This is a genomic window from Acinetobacter sp. NIOH-H-8, assembly GCF_046635365.1.
Lineage (GTDB): Bacteria > Pseudomonadota > Gammaproteobacteria > Pseudomonadales > Moraxellaceae > Acinetobacter.
On record NZ_JBHDVN010000027.1, the window covers coordinates 1 to 19,307 of the forward strand.

Annotated in this window: 18 protein-coding genes, 4 tRNA genes and 1 pseudogene; 13 read left to right on the plus strand and 10 right to left on the minus strand. The window is 41.4% G+C overall.

Going from position 1 to position 19,307, the window contains the following annotated elements:
• Nucleotides 1-297: transposase (locus ACEWB7_RS10990; protein WP_411580762.1), on the plus strand; the 297-nt coding region annotated here is incomplete at its 5' end.
• 48 nt (nt 298-345) lie between these two features.
• Here ACEWB7_RS10990 and ACEWB7_RS10995 read toward each other — a convergent pair.
• The 6 genes from ACEWB7_RS10995 to rnr form a co-directional block, all read right to left on the minus strand.
• Nucleotides 346-1,221 carry a DMT family transporter gene (locus ACEWB7_RS10995; protein ID WP_262738932.1) on the minus strand — a complete coding sequence of 292 codons (876 nt, stop codon included), beginning with the start codon at nt 1,219-1,221 and terminating at the stop codon, nt 346-348.
• Between the two features lie 60 nt (nt 1,222-1,281).
• Nucleotides 1,282-1,701, minus strand: coding sequence for a hypothetical protein (locus ACEWB7_RS11000; protein ID WP_262738933.1), 420 nt, complete (start codon nt 1,699-1,701; stop codon nt 1,282-1,284).
• Nucleotides 1,702-1,715: 14 nt separating this feature from the next.
• Entirely contained in the window at nt 1,716-1,928 is a 213-nt protein-coding gene (locus ACEWB7_RS11005; RefSeq protein ID WP_171064841.1) for a YheV family putative zinc ribbon protein, read from the minus strand.
• A gap of 40 nt (nt 1,929-1,968) precedes the next feature.
• Nucleotides 1,969-4,008 (minus strand): M3 family metallopeptidase, encoded by a 2,040-nt coding sequence (locus ACEWB7_RS11010; RefSeq protein WP_262738934.1) that lies wholly within the window; start codon nt 4,006-4,008, stop codon nt 1,969-1,971.
• An 83-nt stretch (nt 4,009-4,091) separates the two neighbouring features.
• Nucleotides 4,092-4,673 carry a hypothetical protein gene (locus tag ACEWB7_RS11015; protein ID WP_179992776.1) on the minus strand — a complete coding sequence of 194 codons (582 nt, stop codon included), beginning with the start codon at nt 4,671-4,673 and terminating at the stop codon, nt 4,092-4,094.
• A gap of 78 nt (nt 4,674-4,751) precedes the next feature.
• On the minus strand, nt 4,752-7,199 hold the full coding sequence (gene rnr / locus ACEWB7_RS11020; RefSeq protein WP_411580765.1) for a ribonuclease R: 2,448 nt from the start codon (nt 7,197-7,199) through the stop codon (nt 4,752-4,754).
• A gap of 261 nt (nt 7,200-7,460) precedes the next feature.
• Between rnr and ACEWB7_RS11025 the strand changes: the two genes are divergently transcribed.
• The 5 genes and pseudogenes from ACEWB7_RS11025 to ACEWB7_RS11045 all read left to right on the plus strand — a co-directional run bounded on the left by ACEWB7_RS11025 (nt 7,461) and on the right by ACEWB7_RS11045 (nt 8,798).
• Nucleotides 7,461-7,550, plus strand: a tRNA-Ser gene (locus tag ACEWB7_RS11025).
• 13 nt (nt 7,551-7,563) lie between these two features.
• A tRNA-Arg gene (locus ACEWB7_RS11030) sits at nt 7,564-7,640 on the plus strand.
• A 49-nt stretch (nt 7,641-7,689) separates the two neighbouring features.
• Nucleotides 7,690-7,766: transfer RNA gene (locus tag ACEWB7_RS11035), tRNA-Arg, on the plus strand.
• Between the two features lie 117 nt (nt 7,767-7,883).
• Nucleotides 7,884-8,489 (plus strand): annotated as a pseudogene (locus ACEWB7_RS11040) (dihydrofolate reductase family protein).
• Between the two features lie 232 nt (nt 8,490-8,721).
• Nucleotides 8,722-8,798 (plus strand) — tRNA-Arg (locus ACEWB7_RS11045).
• 93 nt (nt 8,799-8,891) lie between these two features.
• On the opposite strand, the gene ACEWB7_RS11050 is transcribed toward ACEWB7_RS11045, so the two are convergent.
• A complete protein-coding gene (locus tag ACEWB7_RS11050) occupies nt 8,892-10,193 on the minus strand; it encodes an SRPBCC family protein (protein WP_262738776.1) in 1,302 nt (433 codons plus the stop codon).
• Nucleotides 10,194-10,353: 160 nt separating this feature from the next.
• On the opposite strand from ACEWB7_RS11050, the gene ACEWB7_RS11055 reads away from it, so the two are divergent.
• The 3 genes from ACEWB7_RS11055 to ACEWB7_RS11065 all read left to right on the plus strand — a co-directional run bounded on the left by ACEWB7_RS11055 (nt 10,354) and on the right by ACEWB7_RS11065 (nt 12,724).
• Complete coding sequence (locus tag ACEWB7_RS11055; RefSeq protein WP_125279712.1) at nt 10,354-10,851, plus strand: YcxB family protein; 498 nt, start codon at nt 10,354-10,356, stop codon at nt 10,849-10,851.
• 26 nt (nt 10,852-10,877) lie between these two features.
• The gene (locus ACEWB7_RS11060; RefSeq protein ID WP_262738775.1) at nt 10,878-11,519 is read left to right on the plus strand and encodes a fumarylacetoacetate hydrolase family protein; all 642 of its coding nucleotides are present in this window, start codon (nt 10,878-10,880) and stop codon (nt 11,517-11,519) included.
• Between the two features lie 266 nt (nt 11,520-11,785).
• On the plus strand, nt 11,786-12,724 hold the full coding sequence (locus tag ACEWB7_RS11065; protein ID WP_262738774.1) for a DMT family transporter: 939 nt from the start codon (nt 11,786-11,788) through the stop codon (nt 12,722-12,724).
• A gap of 128 nt (nt 12,725-12,852) precedes the next feature.
• Here ACEWB7_RS11065 and ACEWB7_RS11070 read toward each other — a convergent pair whose 3' ends face one another.
• Nucleotides 12,853-14,100 (minus strand): YihY family inner membrane protein, encoded by a 1,248-nt coding sequence (locus tag ACEWB7_RS11070; protein WP_180104114.1) that lies wholly within the window; start codon nt 14,098-14,100, stop codon nt 12,853-12,855.
• A 113-nt stretch (nt 14,101-14,213) separates the two neighbouring features.
• Between ACEWB7_RS11070 and wrbA the strand changes: the two genes are divergently transcribed.
• The gene (gene wrbA / locus ACEWB7_RS11075; protein ID WP_004786846.1) at nt 14,214-14,810 is read left to right on the plus strand and encodes an NAD(P)H:quinone oxidoreductase; all 597 of its coding nucleotides are present in this window, start codon (nt 14,214-14,216) and stop codon (nt 14,808-14,810) included.
• Between the two features lie 50 nt (nt 14,811-14,860).
• Here wrbA and ACEWB7_RS11080 read toward each other — a convergent pair whose 3' ends face one another.
• Nucleotides 14,861-15,277 (minus strand): hypothetical protein, encoded by a 417-nt coding sequence (locus ACEWB7_RS11080; protein WP_171064836.1) that lies wholly within the window; start codon nt 15,275-15,277, stop codon nt 14,861-14,863.
• Between the two features lie 835 nt (nt 15,278-16,112).
• On the opposite strand from ACEWB7_RS11080, the gene ACEWB7_RS11085 reads away from it, so the two are divergent.
• The 3 genes from ACEWB7_RS11085 to ACEWB7_RS11095 all read left to right on the plus strand — a co-directional run bounded on the left by ACEWB7_RS11085 (nt 16,113) and on the right by ACEWB7_RS11095 (nt 18,447).
• Nucleotides 16,113-16,490 (plus strand): hypothetical protein, encoded by a 378-nt coding sequence (locus ACEWB7_RS11085; RefSeq protein ID WP_104425705.1) that lies wholly within the window; start codon nt 16,113-16,115, stop codon nt 16,488-16,490.
• Nucleotides 16,484-17,686: a CsgG/HfaB family protein gene (locus ACEWB7_RS11090; protein ID WP_262738773.1), complete on the plus strand. Its 1,203-nt coding sequence runs from the start codon at nt 16,484-16,486 to the stop codon at nt 17,684-17,686. Before ACEWB7_RS11085 ends, ACEWB7_RS11090 begins: the two co-directional genes overlap by 7 nt.
• A gap of 86 nt (nt 17,687-17,772) precedes the next feature.
• Complete coding sequence (locus ACEWB7_RS11095) at nt 17,773-18,447, plus strand: hypothetical protein (protein ID WP_262738772.1); 675 nt, start codon at nt 17,773-17,775, stop codon at nt 18,445-18,447.
• 283 nt (nt 18,448-18,730) lie between these two features.
• Here the strand turns inward: ACEWB7_RS11095 and ACEWB7_RS11100 are convergent, their stop codons facing one another.
• Nucleotides 18,731-19,306: a xanthine phosphoribosyltransferase gene (locus ACEWB7_RS11100; protein WP_005233791.1), complete on the minus strand. Its 576-nt coding sequence runs from the start codon at nt 19,304-19,306 to the stop codon at nt 18,731-18,733.
• Nucleotide 19,307 lies beyond the last annotated feature (1 nt).

The window sequence follows — 19,307 nt, forward strand, 5'->3', positions numbered from 1 at the left end:
ATTTATAAAGATCGTTGGAAAGTTGAGCTGTTCTTTAAGGCGATTAAGCAGAATCTCAAATTAAAAGCGTTTCTAGGCCGCAGCAGGAACGCAATTCAGACACAAATCTGGATTGCGATGATCGCCTATTTATTGGTGAGTTTCGCTCAACATTTAGGAAAAACAGGTTGGACAGTTCAACGTTTACTCAGAATAATTCAAGTGAATTTGTTTGAAAGAAGAACTTTAAAAGCTTTATTTTCACCCGATAAAATACCCATAAAACAAGAGGAAGCTCATTTGAGCTTCCTCTTGTGAAAAATTGTGGGACAGCAATGACCTTCGGGTGCTTTTTTTATTGTGGCCTTAACGCAGCTTAAGCTTATTTTGTAAAACAGGACTGCAAAGTAAAATCCCACAAAAAATCAGCCCTAATCCGAGCAGGCTATAGAGATCCGGAACTTCCTGCCAGAATAAATAGCCCCATAAGCCAGCGAAGAAAATCGCAATATAGTTCACTGGTCCAATCTGACCAGCAGGTGCCAGTTTATAAGCATTGGATAGAAATAACTGGCTGGTATTTGCCAATAAACCGGCTGCAATTAAATAACCGAGTTCAGTCAGGGTATAAGGACGCCAATGCCAGAACATTGGAATCATGGAAATCAGGGTGCCGATCAAACAGAAATAAAACACAATCCGTTCTGGTGGTTCGGTCTGAGTCAGTGCACGAACCGTGACAAAAGCCATAGCAGCCAAGAAGCTGGCACTCAAGCCAATCACGGACATCAGGTTAAATAAACCGGAATCAGGCTTGGCTACGCACAACACGCCAATAAAACCGATCGCAGCAGCCAGTAACATGCTTTGAGTGACTTTTTCTTTTAGAAACAGCCAGGCAATCAATGGAATAAAAATCGGTGAGGAATAGGTGAAAACCATGGCATTGGAGAGCTTTAAATGTGCAATGGCATAGAAAAAGCCATACATCGCCGTCAGACCTGCGACAGAGCGCCAGGTGTGCATCCAGAGTTTTTCAGTTTTAAAAAAGCTGATTCCTTTATTGAAGATCAAAGGAAGAAAAATAAACAGGCCGACAAAATTCCGGAAAAATACCACAGTGGCATTGTCAACGGTGTGTGAGGCGAAGCGGATACAGACGCCCATGACTGAAAACAAAAAAGCGGAACAGGTCAGAAAGACAATTGCCTTAACCAGATGCGAGGGAGAGGCTACACTCATGAGGGAACTTAGCTAGAAAATCTGTGGATATTCTAGCTGAAAATCCCTAACTCATTCTGACTATTGTGCCAGTTGTGCTTCGAGTAACTTGATTTGTTCCTCTTTGAGTTTAATCAGCTCATCCGCATCACTATGCTGTTGCTTCAGGCTTTTTTCCTGCTCATTGAGCTGTTGCTGAATATCTTCCAGTTTGGCAATTTCTTCTTTCGCCAAAGTGGCATTCTCAGTGACTTCTTCTCTCATAATAGAGGCATCGACCAGGACATTTTCAGAAGTAGGCACAATTTCTTCTGGTTCAGGTTCTGCTTTAGGTGTGGCTTGTGTCATCGGTGCATGCATCAAGTCACCCTGATGTGCCGGTAATGTTTCATTTTGCGTGAGAAAAAACTGTGTAATTATTAGAACAGCAATAATCACAACAATTAATCCACTCACTATTCCCCATAAAAGTTTAGGATTTTGTCGATGATCTAGAGTCATTTAGGTTCTCGAAATTATTCTTTTGGCTGACGGGGTTTAAACTGAATCACACCAATTTCATCCGGAACGGCTGGTGACTCAGGTTCCTCGATATGGGTAGGACGGTTTTCTTCATACCCACATTCGATACATTCAATCCATTCAGCTTCACCAGAGGTCAGCATAACGATCCGATCCAACGCCTGACATTTAGGACATTTTGCGCCTGCAATGAAACGACGTTTGATAGCCATCATACTCACCCTGTGATTTACTTAAAAACGTAGTTTAAGCGTTTTTAGAGCGGTTCGTCCAACCTTGATGACGTAACAAAGCATCTATTTTTGGCTCGCGTCCGCGGAAATTGATAAATGCGTCAAGTGCTGTATCTTTTCCGCCAACTGCTAGAATTTTTTGTCTAAACTGCTTTCCGGTTTCAGTGTTAAAAATTCCCTCTTCTTCGAAGCGATCGAAGGCATCACTGGCCAAAACTTCTGCCCATTTATAAGAATAATAGCCCGCTGCATATCCACCCGCGAAGATATGACTGAAGCTGTGCTGGAATCGGTTATATGCTGTAGTAGGTAAAACGGCATATTTTTCACGAATCTCGTTTAAGGTTGCCTGAATCTGTTCAGCACTCAATGCTGGATTGGCACGGTGAATGGTCAGGTCGAATAAAGCAAATTCCAGCTGACGCAAAGTTTGCATACCGGACTGGAAGAAACGGGCATCTAATAAAGCTTTTAACAAGTCAGCAGGTAAGACTTCCTTGGTTTCGATATGTTCGCTGAGCAGGTTTAAACTGTCCTTATCCCAAGCCCAGAATTCCATAAACTGGCTTGGTAGTTCGACAGCATCCCAATCTACGCCATGTGTACCAGCCACGGCAATATTGTCTACTTCTGTCAGCATATGATGCAGACCATGACCAAACTCATGGAACAGAGTAATCACTTCATCATGAGTCAGTAGTGCAGGACGGTTACCGACTGGTGGAGTAAAGTTTGCCACCATATAGCAGATCGGTTTTTGCAGTCCTTCAGCAATTTGCATGCGTGAACGGAATCCACTCATCCAGGCACCGCCACGTTTACCCTGACGTGCATAGAGGTCAAAATAGAAACCGCCAATCACTTCGCCTTGATCTTCCAGTTCAAAATAACGCGCATCTGGATGCCAAACTGGCGCTTCACGTTCAACCACCTGAATGTCATATAAACGTTTCAGGATACTGAACAAGCCTTGCAAGATTTTTGGAGCCGGGAAGTAGGGTTTTAGCGATTCCTGAGACAGATTAAACTGCTGCATTTTCAGCTTTTCAGAATAGTAACTGCTGTCCCAAGGCTTTAATTCTGTGATGCCATCTTCAGCAGCAATGGCTTTCAGTTCAGCCACTTCCTGTTTAGCAGGCGCACGGGCATGTTCCGCCAGATCACGGAGGAATTCATCAACAGCTTCGACATTTGGCGCCATTTTGCTGGCCAGTGAATATTCGGCATAGTTATTAAAGCCTAATAGTGCTGCCATTTCCTGACGTAATTTCAGGATTTCTTCCATGATGGCTGTATTGTCAAATTCAGTCTGTTCGGACTGATCTGACGCGCGTGTGGTATAGGCTTTATAGAGTTCTTCACGCAGGCCACGATCTTCGGCATGAGTCATAATTGCCAGATAAGACGGGAAATCTAAAGTAGCAACCGGCTGATCCAGTTCACGTTGCTGGCCATATTGTTTTAACAGTTCAATATTACTTTCAGACAGCCCCGCTAATTCTTCTTCCTTAAGCGGTCTGAAATAAGCTTGAGTTGCATCCAGTACATGATTGGAGAAATCTGAGGAAAGTTGTGACAAACGTGCAGAAATTTCCGCATAGCGTTTTTTTGCTTCACCCTCTAGAGCTACGCCTGACAATTTAAAGTCACGTAGCGCCAGTTTAATTGCACTTTGCTGGGCTTCCGGCAGTTCATTGAAGACCGGTGCATCCTGTACATGCTGATAGGTTTGATATAGCGCCGTATGCTGGCCCAACTGGGTATAGTAATCACTTAGACCCGGTAATAATGCCTGATAGACATCACGGGTTTCACTATTATTCATGACTGCGTTGAGATGCGACAAAACGCCCCAGGACTCGCTCATATTATTTTCTAACGTGTCGACCTGTTTCAGAACAGCAAGTTGTTCCTGGACAGTATCAGGTGTCTGGTTCAGTTCATTTAGAAATTGCAAACCTTGCTGAATGCAGTTTTCAATTTTTTGTTTAAGATCTGCCAGCGTAATCTGATCGAATTGTGGAACGGGTAAAGTTGCTTTTTCTAATGTCATGTCGTTTCTGCCGAAGTCATTTCCTGTGTTAAATCTAGATGTAGGGCTTATTGGCAGGGAAATCAAGCATACGACGGTATTATTTATTCGACTTCAGACTGGATCCTGATCTCTTCAATCTCATGCACAATGCTGCCTAAATTACTTGTTGTAAGCTTAAGCTGTAGTTCAACGGGTTTATTTTGATAAAGCAGAAACTCAGAAGCAGATAACTCCATAACCGGTAAATGTCTATATTCTGTGTCAAAGGCATAAGAGATATGATTTCGAACACCTTTGAATTTCCCAGCCTGAGTAGTAATCGAAATACTGTTAGTTTCGCCTGTCAGCTTCGTATAAAGATAGGGTGGATAGGTGGTCAGATTAATCCAAAGTGCTGAGATCATGACCGAAGGAAAGATAAAAAGACTATAAAATTTGGGGCACTTTCTGAAATTACGCCAATGATAAGGTGGAAACCATAAACCATGCTGTTTGAGTCTTATAAAATACAGCAATATTCCAATACATATGACACAGCTTATAATCAATGCAAAATAATTCGTAAGTGGCGTTGCTACAAAATTAAAATACTTGAGTGCAATAAAGTCACTGAGGATCAAAATCGTAAAAATTAGAATCGCATAGATATGTAAATGCTGTTTATTATTTGATGCAATAAGCATGATATTTTTTTAGTCGTTATTTAACTGAATTATAAAATAAAAAGAGCGCCGTAGCGCTCTTTTTATGATCATCAGAAATTATTCAGTCTTGGCTTTTGCATTCGACTTTTTCTTTTTGATCTTGGATTTTTTCTTCACTTTATCTTTAGCCTTTGCTTCAGACTTTCCTGCAGATTTTTTAGCAGGCTTTTTGCTGTAGGAACTGGGTTTGGATTTGTCTTTTTTGCGTCGTATGGGTTGTTCTCCATCATCACTGGGCTGGGCTTTTTGCGCACGCTCATGATTATTGAAGACTTCCTCTTTTGCTTCCGGACGTGGTGCAGGTTTTTTCTTTGCGACACGTGGAGCACGGGCGCGAATTGGACGACCCGCATGAGTCAGTTGCTGGATCAGTTCAAAATCAATTTTGCGTTCTTCCAGATTGACTCCAGCGACCTTGATCTTGACTTCATCGCCCAGACTGAAGATTTGACCACGGTTCTGGCCGACCAGACTCTGGCTGCTTTGATCAAAGACAAAGAAGTCATCGCCCAACTGGCTCACATGTACCATACCATCGACATAGAGGTCTTTCAGCGTGACAAACAAACCAAATTCAGCCGTTGCACTGATAATGCCAACAAACTCTTCACCAAGATGTTGCTGCATATAGTGACATTTCAGCCAGGTCGTTACAGAGCGGGAGGCTTCATCAGCACGGCGTTCTGTCGCTGAGAAATGCTCACCGGCATCATCTAAAGATGCACCTGAAATTGGATATGGCTTTTTACTCAAATGAGCTTTGATAGCACGATGTAATAACAGATCCGGATAACGGCGAATTGGAGAGGTGAAGTGTGTATACGCTTCATAAGCCAGACCAAAGTGACCAGCATTGTCGGCACCGTAATAGGCCTGCATCATGGAGCGTAATAACACGGCATGAATACTTGGCGCATCAATCCGGTCTTTGGTCGCTTCAATCACCGCTTGATAGTCAGCTTGGGTTGGCTGTTCCGGGAATGGCAGACCCAGCAGTTTCACGAAATCACGAACTTTCTGGATACGTGAGAACTCAGGGGGTTGATGCACCCGGTACAGCATCGGTATTTCATTTTTCAATGCATATTCAGCTGCTGCAACGTTGGCTAGCAACATACATTCTTCAATCAGCTTATGCGCGTCATTGCGGGTACGTGGCAGAATTTCATTAATACCACCCAGCTCATCGAAAGTCATATAGGTTTCAATGGTTTCAAATTCCATTGCATTACGTTCAGCACGCAAGCCTTTTAGAATCTGATACAACTGAAACAGGGTATTTAGTGATTTACGTACACTACGATCTTCAGTGATTGCTGTACTGTCACCTTCAAAATACTTCGCGACCTGATCATAGGTCAGACGTGCCTTGGAATGCATGACTGAAGGATAGAATTCATAACCAGTGACTCGGCCAGCACGTGACAGTTTCAGGTCACAGACCATGCACAGGCGATCGACATTCGGATTTAATGAACACAGGCCATTAGAGAGTGCTTCAGGCAACATTGGTAAAACGAAGTGTGGGAAATACACGGATGTCCCGCGTTCTTGAGCTTCATCATCCAGTGGTTTGCCCGGACGTACATAATGACTCACATCAGCAATTGCCACGACCACACGATAGCCACCGCCCGGACGTTTTTCTGCATAGACCGCATCATCAAAGTCACGTGCATCTTCCCCGTCAATGGTGACAAGCGCTAAATCACGTAGATCGACACGGCCTTCACGGTCTTTGGCAGAAGGTTCTTTAAAACTTTCCGCTTCTTTCAACACTTCTTCAGGAAATTCATACGGCAGGCCATATTCCAGAATCGTCTGTGGAATGATGATTTCGGTATCGGCTTTATCTGCCATCGACTGCACAATATGGCCAGTCGCAAATTCTTCTTTGGTTGGGTAGGTATCAATTGCCACGCGGATTGAATCGCCGACTTTGACCTTGGCATGCTCGATCAGCTCTTTTTCTAGAGTAATTGGCTGATGTGCATTTGGATTGGCTGGCTGAACAAAGTATTCGCCTTCATATTCAGACACTTTCCCGATGATCTGTTTGACACGATGCTGCAAGACTTCGGTAATAAAGCCCCAAGCTTTACCTTTGCGATCTACTGAGGTCTGACGGACTTTAACACGGTCACCATTAAAGACCTGACGCAATTCACGCTCAGGTAAGAGCAGGTCATCTTCACCTGAAATATTGGCTGTGCCGCTTCCCTTGGAGTTGATATATACCGTTGCTTCATGCTCAGGCTGTTCCGCCGCAATCTGGAACTTGTAACCGTCTTTCATCAATTGCCCGTCACGTACCATCGCAATCAGACGATGGCTCAGGGCATCAATACTTTTTTGATCGGCAATTTCAAAATATTCCACCAGGTCAGCATGGGACAGGGCAGTTTTTTCTTCTATAGTTTCGAGAATCAGGGTACGGCTTGGAATAGGGTTGTCATAACGTTCGGCTTCAGCTTTTGCTTCAGGATCGACCCAATTTTTCATCATATCTTTAAAGTGTCCTTGGAGATAGGTTTAGCATAAGTCATGTCAGTGCAGACTGCACGTAAATGATTGCAATAATCTGTTTAAGTTTTCGATTTTTGGCTAATTTTAGATAACTGGAAATTTATCGGGTTTTTTCAGGACTTAAATGACTAAAAACAGGGAAATTGTTTAAAAAGTATTTAAACGAGCAAAAATATGCAGTTTTTTTTCAAGCTGTGCTTGCAGTGCTATGCCGAAATTTGTATTATGGCGGCACGTTACGGTGAGATGGGTGAGTGGCTGAAACCACGTCCCTGCTAAGGACGCATACGGGTAACTGTATCGAGGGTTCGAATCCCTCTCTCACCGCCACTTTACTTATGTCGCGCTCATAGCTCAGCTGGATAGAGCACTTGGCTACGAACTAAGGGGTCGGGAGTTCGAATCTCTCTGAGCGCACCAATAAGTAAACCGGAAAATAACGCAGTCTAATAAAGACGACACAAGTTACGCGCTCATAGCTCAGCTGGATAGAGCACTTGGCTACGAACTAAGGGGTCGGGAGTTCGAATCTCTCTGAGCGCACCAACTTGAACAATGAACCGCACATGTTGCGGTTTTTTTGTGCCTAAAATTTACAGAATCCGCCTGAATCACATGCTAAAAATAAATCCTAGATGACTCAATAAAAATAAGGGCATTGTGATGAGAAAAATTATTGTCCAGGAATTTCTAACTCTAGACGGTGTAATGCAGGCACCCGGCGGTCCGGAAGAGGACACATCGGGTGGCTTTCAATATGGTGGCTGGGTGGCGCCGTATTTTAGTACTGAACCCGATCTAGTATTTGATCGCATCATGCAAAAATGGATGCAGTCCACCGATATTCTGATTGGTAAGAATACCTTTCAGATTTTTGAACCCTACTGACCGAAGCATGCTGAAGACTGGCCAGGAATTAATGAAGTGAATAAATATGTGCTATCCACCAGTTTGGATCACTCGGACTGGCAAAATACGATCTTTCTAAAAAGTATTGATGAGATCATTAACCTGAAGGCTTCAGGGGAGGGGAATATTCGAGTGTATGGCAGTGCCGCAGTGGCACAGGCCCTTTTTAAACATGATCTTGTGGATGAACTCTATTTAATGACCTTTCCTGTGATATTGGGCAGAGGAAAACGTCTATTTGCTGGAGACTCTATGCCAGCAGCATTTGCACTGACAGATCATCAAGTGACTTCAAATGGCGTGGTATTGAGCTGTTATCAGCGGGCAGGCAAGGTTAAAACTGGCCTGGTTGGAGAATAGCTCTATTAGGCTGTGAGCAAATGAATATGAGGTAACTGAAAGATTAATTTAGCTAATCCTGAAATCTCGCCAAGTCTGGGTTATTGTTTTTAACTCTAAATCCGCAGGAATTTTCATTAAAAAAACTGAAATATTGCAGTATCGTTTAATTACTGTACGTTCGGTTGTGATTTTATTAAAAAACACTTAACAAGTGCTGAAAACTCTATATAATGCACCCCATCAAGACGTCGCGCTCATAGCTCAGCTGGATAGAGCACTTGGCTACGAACTAAGGGGTCGGGAGTTCGAATCTCTCTGAGCGCACCAATCTTGATAAAGAATTCTGAAAAAACCGCACATTGATGCGGTTTTTTTACGTCTTTAATTTTTCATATAAAAAACCAATAATTAGACATGAACTTAAGATTTTAATTTTTGCTGTATCTTCAAGGCATAGACGGTATTACCACCAACTGCCGGCAACATGTCATGATAGGGAAGGCTGCGCATGGCTTTCAGTAAGAATGGCGCCTGATCATGAATTTTCATGGAACTGGTGATCTGGAATAGCGTTCCCTGAGATTGCGGCAAAAGCTTCATTCCACCCCGTACAAATTTTAAATCTCCACCATTGGCATAGAACTGGTTTTGTAAGGTATTAGGCTGTTCAAAACGCATTTTAAAATTAAAGGGAATCTGAATGACGCCCAAGCCTACTGATACCTTGTAGTTGGCATCAATACTTTGCGGGTTGACTGGGTTCAGTTCCACTTTTTTGATTTGTCGCGGAAAGAGTTTCTGGCTGGCCTGAGCCGATAACCAGGGCTGCAGCTTCTCAGTCGGATGCGAGAAATATTGATAGGTAGTACTGAATCTTAGATTTTCTGAACTTTTGCCGGTCTTGACCTGATAATTCGGCAAAATAAAACTGACGGGCTGTCCTGATTTCTGACTGAGCTGGGCAATTTTCTGGGTTTGCTGATTACTGAGCTGAACCCGGGGCACTGCCGTATTTAAAGTTATAGCAGAAGAGTATTTAAAACGCTGCTGTAAAGCTTCAAGCAGAAAGGCATTAGTGCCGGCAGGAATGCCGAGTTTGGCTTCCGGCAGGGCATTTAGAATCTTGCTAAACAGAAAACCTTGTGGCTGATTCAGATCGCCCCATTGCGTCACCGTCACTAAGGTTTTATTGGGACCCAGTGCAAACCATTCCAGCTTTCCGGCCCCATAGGGAATTGGCGCATCCAGAATTAGTGTGCTGATACTGTTATTTTCCAGATAATGCTGCATCACCACAGTTTCTTTAAAGTTTAAAACGGGAATTGGGGTGGGAATATGCACCTGATATTTGACTTGTTGAATGCTCCCTTGCTGTTCAATTACTTTGGCGGATTTTAAAGTCGGAAACAGGCCGACATAATTCGGATAATGTTGCAGTAATTTTTCGACTTGTGCTTCGGAAGCAGGCAAGACTACAGCCGCACTATAAAACTGGGATTTGCTACTAGAAGCCGTTTTAAAAGTCGGTAGATGGGTTTTGCTGGCGGGATGTGCATAAATCAGGATACGCTCGCCAGTGAGTTCAGCCAGTTGCTGGGAATTGCCCTGAAATACATCAAGACTGCTTGGCAGATTAGGAGTCCATGGCGTTATTTTTGCGAAAGCTGGTGAGATTGTACATAAGGTACTACTCATCAGCAGATAGGGGATTAATCCTTTCATCCAATATCCTATTGTGTATTTTTTGTTTTAATGATGATTTATTTAAAACTAAATTCAGTTATTTCCAAAGCAAAGTTATGTAATTGATAGCATAAGCCATGAGTTTTAAGCATATTTTGATATAGTATGGATCAGGATTTTATATTTTTGATGTGATGCTATGACTGAGTCAGCACCAACTTTATCCACCCGTTATTATCTCACTTTAGAAGAATCTCAGGATGGATTTGCTCTGGCCACTTTTGGCAAAAAACAGATTTCACGCTTTCTGACGCCTTTGGTCAGTATCGGGATTATTATCTGGGGCTTTTCAATGGGCCTGAATGGGGTTGGCCGTTATTATGTGGCATTGGGTGCCTTCTTCCTGATTTTACAGGGCATCATGCGCTATTGGTTCCTGCCGATGATGTTTAAGCGCCAGTTTGTAAAATATCAGTTTGGAAAAAGTGAACAGGGCATTGACCTGTTTCAGGACTATGCAGAAATTTTCAATAACGGGCGTAGCAAGGTCGTGCATTATAATGAAGTACAAAGTTTTGCCATCGGCAAGCTGACCTATATGCTGGAACTGAAAAACCGTACAGTGGTGATTGTGCCAAAACGTGCCTTTAAAGATGGTACTGAGCAAAGCATTTTCGAAAATACCTTCAAGAAATAAGACAGATCAAGAACAGGAAAGAGATCATGAGTACACGCCCATCAAAAATTGTTTGTGTCGGTCGCAATTATGCTGACCATGCCAAAGAGCTTGGAAATGCGGTACCTGATCGTCCTGTGCTGTTTATCAAGCCACCGAGTGCTTTGACTTCACTGGATGCTGGTATTGAATGGAATCCGGACTGGGGCAACTGTCATTATGAGTGTGAGCTAAGTTTGCGTATTGACCGTACCTTAAGCAAGGAAAATGATCCTGCCAAAGTTTTGCAGGCAATTGGTGCTGTGACTTTAGGTCTGGATCTGACCTTACGTGATCTGCAGGATGACCTAAAGAAAAAAGGTCAACCTTGGGAACGGGCCAAAGCTTTTGATGGTTCTTGTATACTCGCAGACTGGGTGCCAGTAGGCGCTGTGATTACTGACTGGAAAGATATGCATTATACGTTGGAGATCAATGATGAGCTGCGTCAAAAAGGCGATACAGCTTTATTGATTTTTGATATTGCAACTTTATTGGCAGACATTAGTCAAGTATTTACACTTGAAGAAGGCGATGTGATCATGACCGGTACACCAGCAGGGGTGGCAGCTTTACAATCGGGTGATCAGTTGAAAATGACCCTAAAAGGCCAAAATCAGGATTATATCTGGACGACATTTGTAAAGTAAGACCAGATTTTTAAGATCAAGGAGCCAGAGGGCTCCTTTATTTTGTTTAGAAAAGTGTAATGAGCAAGGGATAATTTATCAAACTGATCAGACGCGGTTGCCATTCAGTTTCTAGATATAAATTGGACAGCGTCTAAATCGTTTTTTATGCATCACTCTTTTTGCCTGAATTCACACCCTCATTTATTTATTTATTTTGAAGTATATCTTCTACTTCTAACATTTTTAGTATGTAGCGGCTCGAATCGAGAACAGGACTATATTTTTTGAATCATCGTCAGGCACTAGATGTCAAAGCATCTGCCATTATGTTTGTACTATGTATGTTATGGGGTTTGCAGCAGGTCGTACTGAAATGGGCGGCCAGTGATATTTCTGCCCTGATGCAAATTGCATTACGTTCAGCCTTATCTGCACTTATGGTTTATCCTTTAATTCAGCAAAGTGTACGCCGTCAGCTTTGGAGTGCACGATACTTATCTGCGGGTTTACTGGTGGGTGTGCTGTTTGCCGCTGAATTTTATCTGGTGGGTGAGGCGCTGCGTTATACCTCAGCTTCGCATACCATTGTCTTGCTCTATACCGCACCAATTTTTGTGGCTTTAGGCTTGCACTGGAAACTGCCGGCGGAACGTTTGTCTCATGTGCAATGGGGAGGAATTTTTCTTGCTTTTAGCGGTATTGTGGTGAGTTTCCTGCTGCGTCCCCAGACAGGATCTGCTCTACAATCTCATGTCTTATGGGGGGATTTTCTGGCATTGCTGGCTGGTGTATTCTGGGCAGCCACGACCGTGAGTGTACGTCTGAGCTCGCTGGCTGAGGCGCCTGCAACCCAGACCTTATTCTATCAATTGCTGATCGCTGGTATGGTGTTATTGCCTTTGTCCTTTTTGACTGGACAAGCCAGTATTCAATGGACAACTTTGTCGATTTCCAGCCTGATTTTTCATACAGTGGTGATTTCCTTTGCCAGTTATCTAATCTGGTTCTGGATGTTGAAACATTACCTGGCTTCACGCTTAGGAGTATTTTCTTTTTTAACCCCAGTTTTTGGCATGCTGTTTGGCGTGTTAATTCTAAATGAGCATGTCGAGATCAATTTTATTGTAGGGACCTGTATGGTAATGCTAGGCGTGATTCTGGTGAGTTTACAGGGGTGGTTAAAGAAGCCTGAGCCTCAGATCAAGACTCAGACATCTATATAAAAACCCGGTCAATGAAAATAACGACACCTGATTTTTGGATTATAGCTTTAATGAAAGCAAGGACGATTATTTGCTGAAAATCAAATCAATCTACTTAAATTTAATCCTCTCAAAAGAGAGGATTAAATTTATTTACTGCGGAACAGTTCTGATAATGGAAAATTGAGTTTTTCTTCCAGAAACTGATCAGTTTCATTCAGTTTGGGTGAGAATTTTTGCATCCAGAGATCATCAGTATGCACATCAGTTAGATGCTGTTTGCGCGGCAATGGATAAGGAAGCTGTAAATAAAAATTCCAGAAGCTGACCTGATCCAGATCGCGTACCAGTACATATTCATTGTCATCTGTGCGTTTAATCAGATTCTGTTTTTCAAACATGCTGACATAGCTAGGCCAGCGTCCAATTTCATCCCGTCCCAAAACTTCCAGTGCCTGTGCTTCACTGACACTTTCACCAGTTTTCTGCTTTTTATAAAACAGTTCTAATAGATCCAATAACATGACGATAGGATGACGCTTATTATCCTGTCCAGATTCGAATGCAGTCAGGGCATAGCTGATTTCCACGCCCAACAATACAATAATCCACGACAGATAAATCCAGAGCAGGAAAATAGGGACAGCTGCGAATGCTCCGTAAACAATTTCATAACTGGTAAAGTTTGACATCAAAAAGCCAAACAGGTTTTTTAATAGCTCAAATACGATGGCACTAAACAGGCCGGCAATAAAAGCAGATTTGAGCGGTACACTCCGATTGGGAATAGTCCAGTTCAGAATAAAAAAGCCAAGCACGGTCAGAGAAAAGGAAATTACCCAGAGAATAAAGGCGCCATCCAGTTCATAACCGGCAAAGTTATTACTGAGAATATTCATGGAGGCCAAGGTTGATGAGATCACAAAGGCACTGCCCAGCAAAATTGGACCGAGTGAAATAATGGTCCAGTAACGCATAAAACCGATAATGCCACCGCGGGTTTCAGTCACACGCCAGATCCGGTTAAAGACCGTTTCGATGCTACTGAGCATCAGTACTGTGGTGATGAATAAGAAAAGAATACCGATAATAGTTAAATTGCTGGACTTCTCCGTGAAGGCATTTAGCGCTTTATCGAAAGCGATCGTTGTTTTAGGTAAAAAGTTACTATAGATCAGCTGCTGGAGTTGCTGTCGAGCCGGTTCCAATGCCCTGATTGAAGAGATAATGACCAGAAATACAGTCAGCATCGGGACTACCGCAAACAGGGTGGTATAGGTCAGTGAACCAGCCTGCTCACGACACCGGTCAGCCTCAAAACGCCGTAGTACAAATAAAATAAATTGAAACCAGTGTTTTTCATAAAAAGGTAACTTCTTTAAATATTCAACGATCATGCGCTTTCAATCTCAATTTTTTTATTCATCATGAATTTTCATTCTTCAGCTTACCCAAAAAAGTTGCGAAATACCGTATAGTTTTATTTTTTTAAGTAATGAATAAGAACTTTATGCAACCTTATGTCCTTGTTTTATATTACAGCAAATATGGCTCAACCAAAGAAATGGCACATCTGATTGCGAATGGCGTTGAAGCAGCAGGGATGGCTGTAAAAATTCGTACTGTTCCGAATATTGCGACAGTAGTGAAAGAAGCAGAGCCGAGTATTCCGGCAGAAGGTGATATCTACTGTACTTTAGATGATCTTGCCCAGTGTGCTGCTTTAGCATTAGGTTCACCCACCCGCTTTGGGAATATGGCTTCGGAAATGAAATATTTCTGGGATCAAACCACCAGCTTATGGCTGAATGGTGCTTTGCATGGTAAGCCAGCTTGTGTGTTTACCGCATCAGGCTCAATGCATGGCGGACAGGAGAGCACTTTATTGACCATGCTGCCACCATTGTTTCATCACGGCATGATGATCATGGGATTAAGCAATGCGACCCCAGCCTTGTCTAATACTAAAAGTGGTGGCACGCCTTATGGCGCAAGTCATGTGAGTGGCCCACGTCATGACCAAGGCTTAAGCCAGGATGAGAAAATTTTATGTGAAGTACAGGGTAAACGTCTGGCTGAAGTTGCTCTAAAACTCAATCAGAGTTAAGACTTTTATTAAAAAGGAAATGAAGAATCAGCTTCATTTCCTTGATTTTATTAATCTTCTTTTTGATCTTTTTGATCTTTTTGATCTTTTTGATCTTTTTGATCTTTTTGATCTTTTTGACTGAATCTATGTTTGCAATTCAGACACTGATAATCCAGAAACAGATTGCGATCTACAGAAACGCCTGCTTTTTTACCTAAGAAGTTTCCGACCACGCCCCCAGTAATGCCTACACTGATTGCGCCTACGAAGGTTCCCACCGTGCCGCCTACAATTACCCCTAAAGGACCTGCGACCGTTCCAATGGCAGCGCCAATTGAAGCGCCGGAGGCTGCGCCACCCACTGTGCCCGCAGTGGCACCAGCTGAGGTCATTAAAATACCACCAATTTTTTTCAGATTCTTTTCGTGATCGCGTAGCTCAATTTCCGTTGAACCACATTTAGGACATTGCATAGGATTTTCCATCAGCGATTAGTATTTATTCATTTTAAGCAAATGTGTGACATGGGATCTTACTTAGACCAGCAGCTATCCAACACATCCGGCTCAACAGTATGTAGGTTCTGAATATTGAAGTCAGGAACATTTCATACCAATTTGATTCTAGTGGAATTTTATTCAGAGAAGTTTAGCTGAGTTGTAAATACATGCATTTTCCACTTTTATAATTTTTTTAATCTATGGGGTGAACAATATGCAGAGCTAAAGCATGAATATGCTTTTTATAGGGATTTAGTCAGGCATTTCTTTGTTTGAATAGTTTTGAGCCGTGGCTAAATATAAGAAGAAGTCCGTGGTCATGCGAGCATATAAAGACAATTGGCATATTGAGACGAAAAAGTATCTATAGAACAGACTTTCTTTATAAATGCCTTTCAGGGTAATTGATTAATTATATTTTATTTAATATGTGATATTTATTATTATTTCTAGAAATGCTAATAAAATAAAAATTTACGACTTTATAAAAATAAAACGAAAGGAAATATTAATTATTTTAAGATTAATTTTTTATTAATTTAAATATTTAAAATATATTATTTAAATCAAGTTTATTAAATGAATTTTATATTCATTATTTTTCTTAATAATGATTTCTTACAAATCACAAATTTTAAACAAATTTATTTATTTGTAATGAAAACATAAACTTAATTTTTTATTTGAAAATAAAAAATATGTGAATACGGATAATTTCTTTATTTTATTTTTTTATCTGATTAAATATTTTTTAGATAAATTAGATCTTATTTAAAGTAAAAAACTAAATAAAGATTTTGAATCAGAGGATATTAATATTATGAGAATATTGGCGATCAATATGGGTTTAATTTGTTTATGTTTTTTGAGTAACGCCTATGCAACCTCAGATGAGTGGAGTCAGCGTTGGAAAGCATCAGCAGCACGTTCTAGTGAAAATTTGGTTCAAGCAAACCTGATCGAACTTAGAGAGTCGGATTATTATTCTGGATTAGGAAAAACCACGGTGTATAGCACCTCAACTACCTCTATCGGTACAGTAAATACGCCGACTAATAATATCAACATAGAGGGTTCGGATAACAATATAGATATTGCAAGCGAGCTTCTAAATGGAGCTCCTGTAAATTCGAATACCAATCAAAATACCAAACAGTGTCCTAACTTAAGTACCAGACAGGGAGAATCAGCATGCTGAATTTCTCATCCAGAAGAAAGATTTCTTTTGTGAGCTTACCGGTGCTTTTGAGCTATTTTCTAACTGGGTGTACTGGTTTGGCACCCTCTAATAAGAAGCCGATGAAACTGGTACAAGGACCTCCTATTACCGATATTTTTACTCCTTTTGATATGGCTTTATCCTGTTTAAAAGGACAATTACGTAATGATGTCAGCTTCTCTGTAGGTGCGATTTTGGATCAAACCGGCAAAGATGTGGTAACCAATGGTGGTAGTGGGAAAATGGTTACCCAAGGCGCTGGAGATATGGTGCAGTCTGCTTTATTTCAGGCGGGAGTTAACTTAATGAACCGACGTGATCCCCGAATTATTGAAAGTGAAGCCAAGTGGGGGATTCGTGATCCAAGACAGATTCAGGCCTCTGATTATTATGTGACGGGCAGTATTAACAGTCTGGATTTTATTCCGGGTGGTGGATTTGATATGCAGATTGCGGGTGTTGGCCCGAACTATAGTCAAACCCGTATTATGGTTGGTCTGGATTTATCTCTTACCGATACACGTACGAGTAAAGTCGTTGCGAATGTATCGCTGCAAAAGCAGATTGCTGCACAGGATTATGGTGTCAGTGCCGGGCGGTTTACTGGACGTACCTTGTTAAATGTTCAAATCGGTAAAGGAGAACGTGAGGCGACTAATTTTGCTTTACGCCAAATGTTGAATCTGGCCACTTTTGAATTACTCAGTCAGGTTGTTCCGCCTCCTGTCTTTGCTGGTTGCCGTGCACAAATACCACCTGAATATGGTCAGCTCAATCTGACACGAAGTTCTGTGGCTCTGCATAAGTACAAAAAAAGTCAGGAGCAAAACAGTATAGCGTCCAGTACTGCTGTTCAAGAATCAGCTGTAACAGAATCTTCTTCATCCAATGAAAAAAATAAATCGACCAATTCACCGAGTAAAGATACGAAGCCACCTAAAAACAAAGAATCCGAGGTGATTCAGAATCCTGAAGCGGATCCTGAAATGAGTAAACAAGATTTAATTAAATATATCAGTAAGAAAAAAGCTTCATCTTCTTCAGGTGTAGTAAAGAACGAAAAAGATTCGCAAGAAATGAATTCTAAAGAAAAAGAAGAGGAGAAGGTATCCATGTTGTGGGATGCCAATCCTGAAGTTATAGAAAATTACTGGTCAAGTTCTCAGCGAGATTAATTGACCAGTAAATATGGGCTCGCTCCCATTATGAGAAAGAAATACTGAGCGAGAAGTATTTCAAAGCTAAAAAAGGAAAAACAACGATGAAAAACACGATCAAAACAATCGCTTTATCCGTCGCTTTCCTGTCTGGTGCAGGTATGGCATATGCTCAAGATGATGAAACACCAACTGAAGTAACCGTAGATACTGGTTTACAAGCGACCCTGGAGTCGATCTCTCAGCAGGTGGAAAATGGTTCTGCCTTGAATCTTGCAGTAAATACAGGTGATGTTGATGCCAGCGTCGATTTACAAGCATTAGGAGAGGTATCAAGAGAAGCACAGGATGCAATTAGTTCAATTGAAGGTACGATTGAAACTACAGCAATTGGCGCCGCGAATACAGGTAGTATTACACTAGAGCAAGGCAGTTTTAATAGCATGATATCAGACGTATCAGATGAGACATATAACTATGACTTCAGTGAAGTTACCAGTGCAACTAATAACTCAGAAACTGTAGAAGAGCTCTCAGAGGTTGCTGATAGTTTAGACATCTCAGAAGTAGTGAGTACTACACTGGCGACCAACTACAGTGAGCAAATCAATGAAACTTTAAGTAATTATAGTGCAGCAAATATTGCTTACAATGCAGGTACCATTGATGCATCTGTAAGTGCAATTGCAGAAGGAACTCAAACTGCTGTTAACAACAGTATCACAACTACCGCCATTGGTGCTGTCAACAGCGGTAGTATTACTGTGACTGTCAAATAGTTTATTGTTGAAAATAAACCAAGGGTCTAACTATTGGCAGATAGTTAGGCCTCTTATTTTATAATAATATCAGTTTAAATTGTTGTTATTTGTCGGATAATAAATTCTTGAGGCTTTAGTTGTCTTGAAATCTCATAAGAAAAAGTCGGAGTACAACTATTTACGTGCAGTCGAAAATAGATAATTTTATAGCTATATTTTAGTTATTCCTAGCTAACCGAAATTAAAAAAAATCCAATAAAAAAGAGTGCCGAAGCACCCTTTAAAATATTCATTTGTAAACTTAATCGCGAACAAATTCGACAGTACCATTTGCCAAAGATTTCACACGCGCTAGTGATTCAACACGGTAACCTTTTTCAAGTAACAGGTCACGGCCTGGCTGGAATGATTTTTCAATCACAATTCCGATCCCTACCACTTCAGCATTTGCCTGATGAATCAAGTCAGCAAGACCAAGTGCTGCCTGACCATTTGCCAGGAAGTCATCGATTACTAAAACTTTATCAGTTGAGCTGATGTGTTTGTTTGAAATGGCAATCGTGCTTTCAGTCTGTTTGGTAAATGAAAATACTTTAGAACGGTATAAATCATCTTTTAAAGTGAGAGACTGGTATTTACGTGCAAAGATTACTGGAACACCAAGCTCTAAGCCTGCCATGACTGCAGGTGCAATACCCGATGCTTCAATGGTAATAATTTTGGTAATACCAGCATCTTTAAACAGACGCGCAAATTCCTGACCAATTTGCTGCATCATGATTGGATCAATTTGGTGATTTAAGAAAGAATCAACTTTCAAAACTTCTTCAGATAGAACGATACCTTCGGCTAAGATTTTCTGTTCTAGTGCGTGCACG

Bases quoted from the DNA above. Each gene is read 5' to 3' on its own strand.
- ACEWB7_RS11060 (WP_262738775.1), top strand. From the start codon at position 10,878: ATGAGTACACGCCCATCAAAAATTGTTTGTGTCGGTCGCAATTATGCT.
- ACEWB7_RS10995 (WP_262738932.1), bottom strand. From the start codon at position 1,221: ATGAGTGTAGCCTCTCCCTCGCATCTGGTTAAGGCAATTGTCTTTCTG.
- ACEWB7_RS11080 (WP_171064836.1), bottom strand. From the start codon at position 15,277: ATGGAAAATCCTATGCAATGTCCTAAATGTGGTTCAACGGAAATTGAG.
- ACEWB7_RS11050 (WP_262738776.1), bottom strand. From the start codon at position 10,193: ATGAAAGGATTAATCCCCTATCTGCTGATGAGTAGTACCTTATGTACA.
- ACEWB7_RS11085 (WP_104425705.1), top strand. From the start codon at position 16,113: ATGAGAATATTGGCGATCAATATGGGTTTAATTTGTTTATGTTTTTTG.
- ACEWB7_RS11015 (WP_179992776.1), bottom strand. From the start codon at position 4,673: ATGCTTATTGCATCAAATAATAAACAGCATTTACATATCTATGCGATT.
- rnr (WP_411580765.1), bottom strand. From the start codon at position 7,199: ATGATGAAAAATTGGGTCGATCCTGAAGCAAAAGCTGAAGCCGAACGT.
- ACEWB7_RS11090 (WP_262738773.1), top strand. From the start codon at position 16,484: ATGCTGAATTTCTCATCCAGAAGAAAGATTTCTTTTGTGAGCTTACCG.
- ACEWB7_RS11055 (WP_125279712.1), top strand. From the start codon at position 10,354: ATGACTGAGTCAGCACCAACTTTATCCACCCGTTATTATCTCACTTTA.
- wrbA (WP_004786846.1), top strand. From the start codon at position 14,214: ATGCAACCTTATGTCCTTGTTTTATATTACAGCAAATATGGCTCAACC.
- ACEWB7_RS11010 (WP_262738934.1), bottom strand. From the start codon at position 4,008: ATGACATTAGAAAAAGCAACTTTACCCGTTCCACAATTCGATCAGATT.
- ACEWB7_RS11070 (WP_180104114.1), bottom strand. From the start codon at position 14,100: ATGATCGTTGAATATTTAAAGAAGTTACCTTTTTATGAAAAACACTGG.
- ACEWB7_RS11095 (WP_262738772.1), top strand. From the start codon at position 17,773: ATGAAAAACACGATCAAAACAATCGCTTTATCCGTCGCTTTCCTGTCT.
- ACEWB7_RS11000 (WP_262738933.1), bottom strand. From the start codon at position 1,701: ATGACTCTAGATCATCGACAAAATCCTAAACTTTTATGGGGAATAGTG.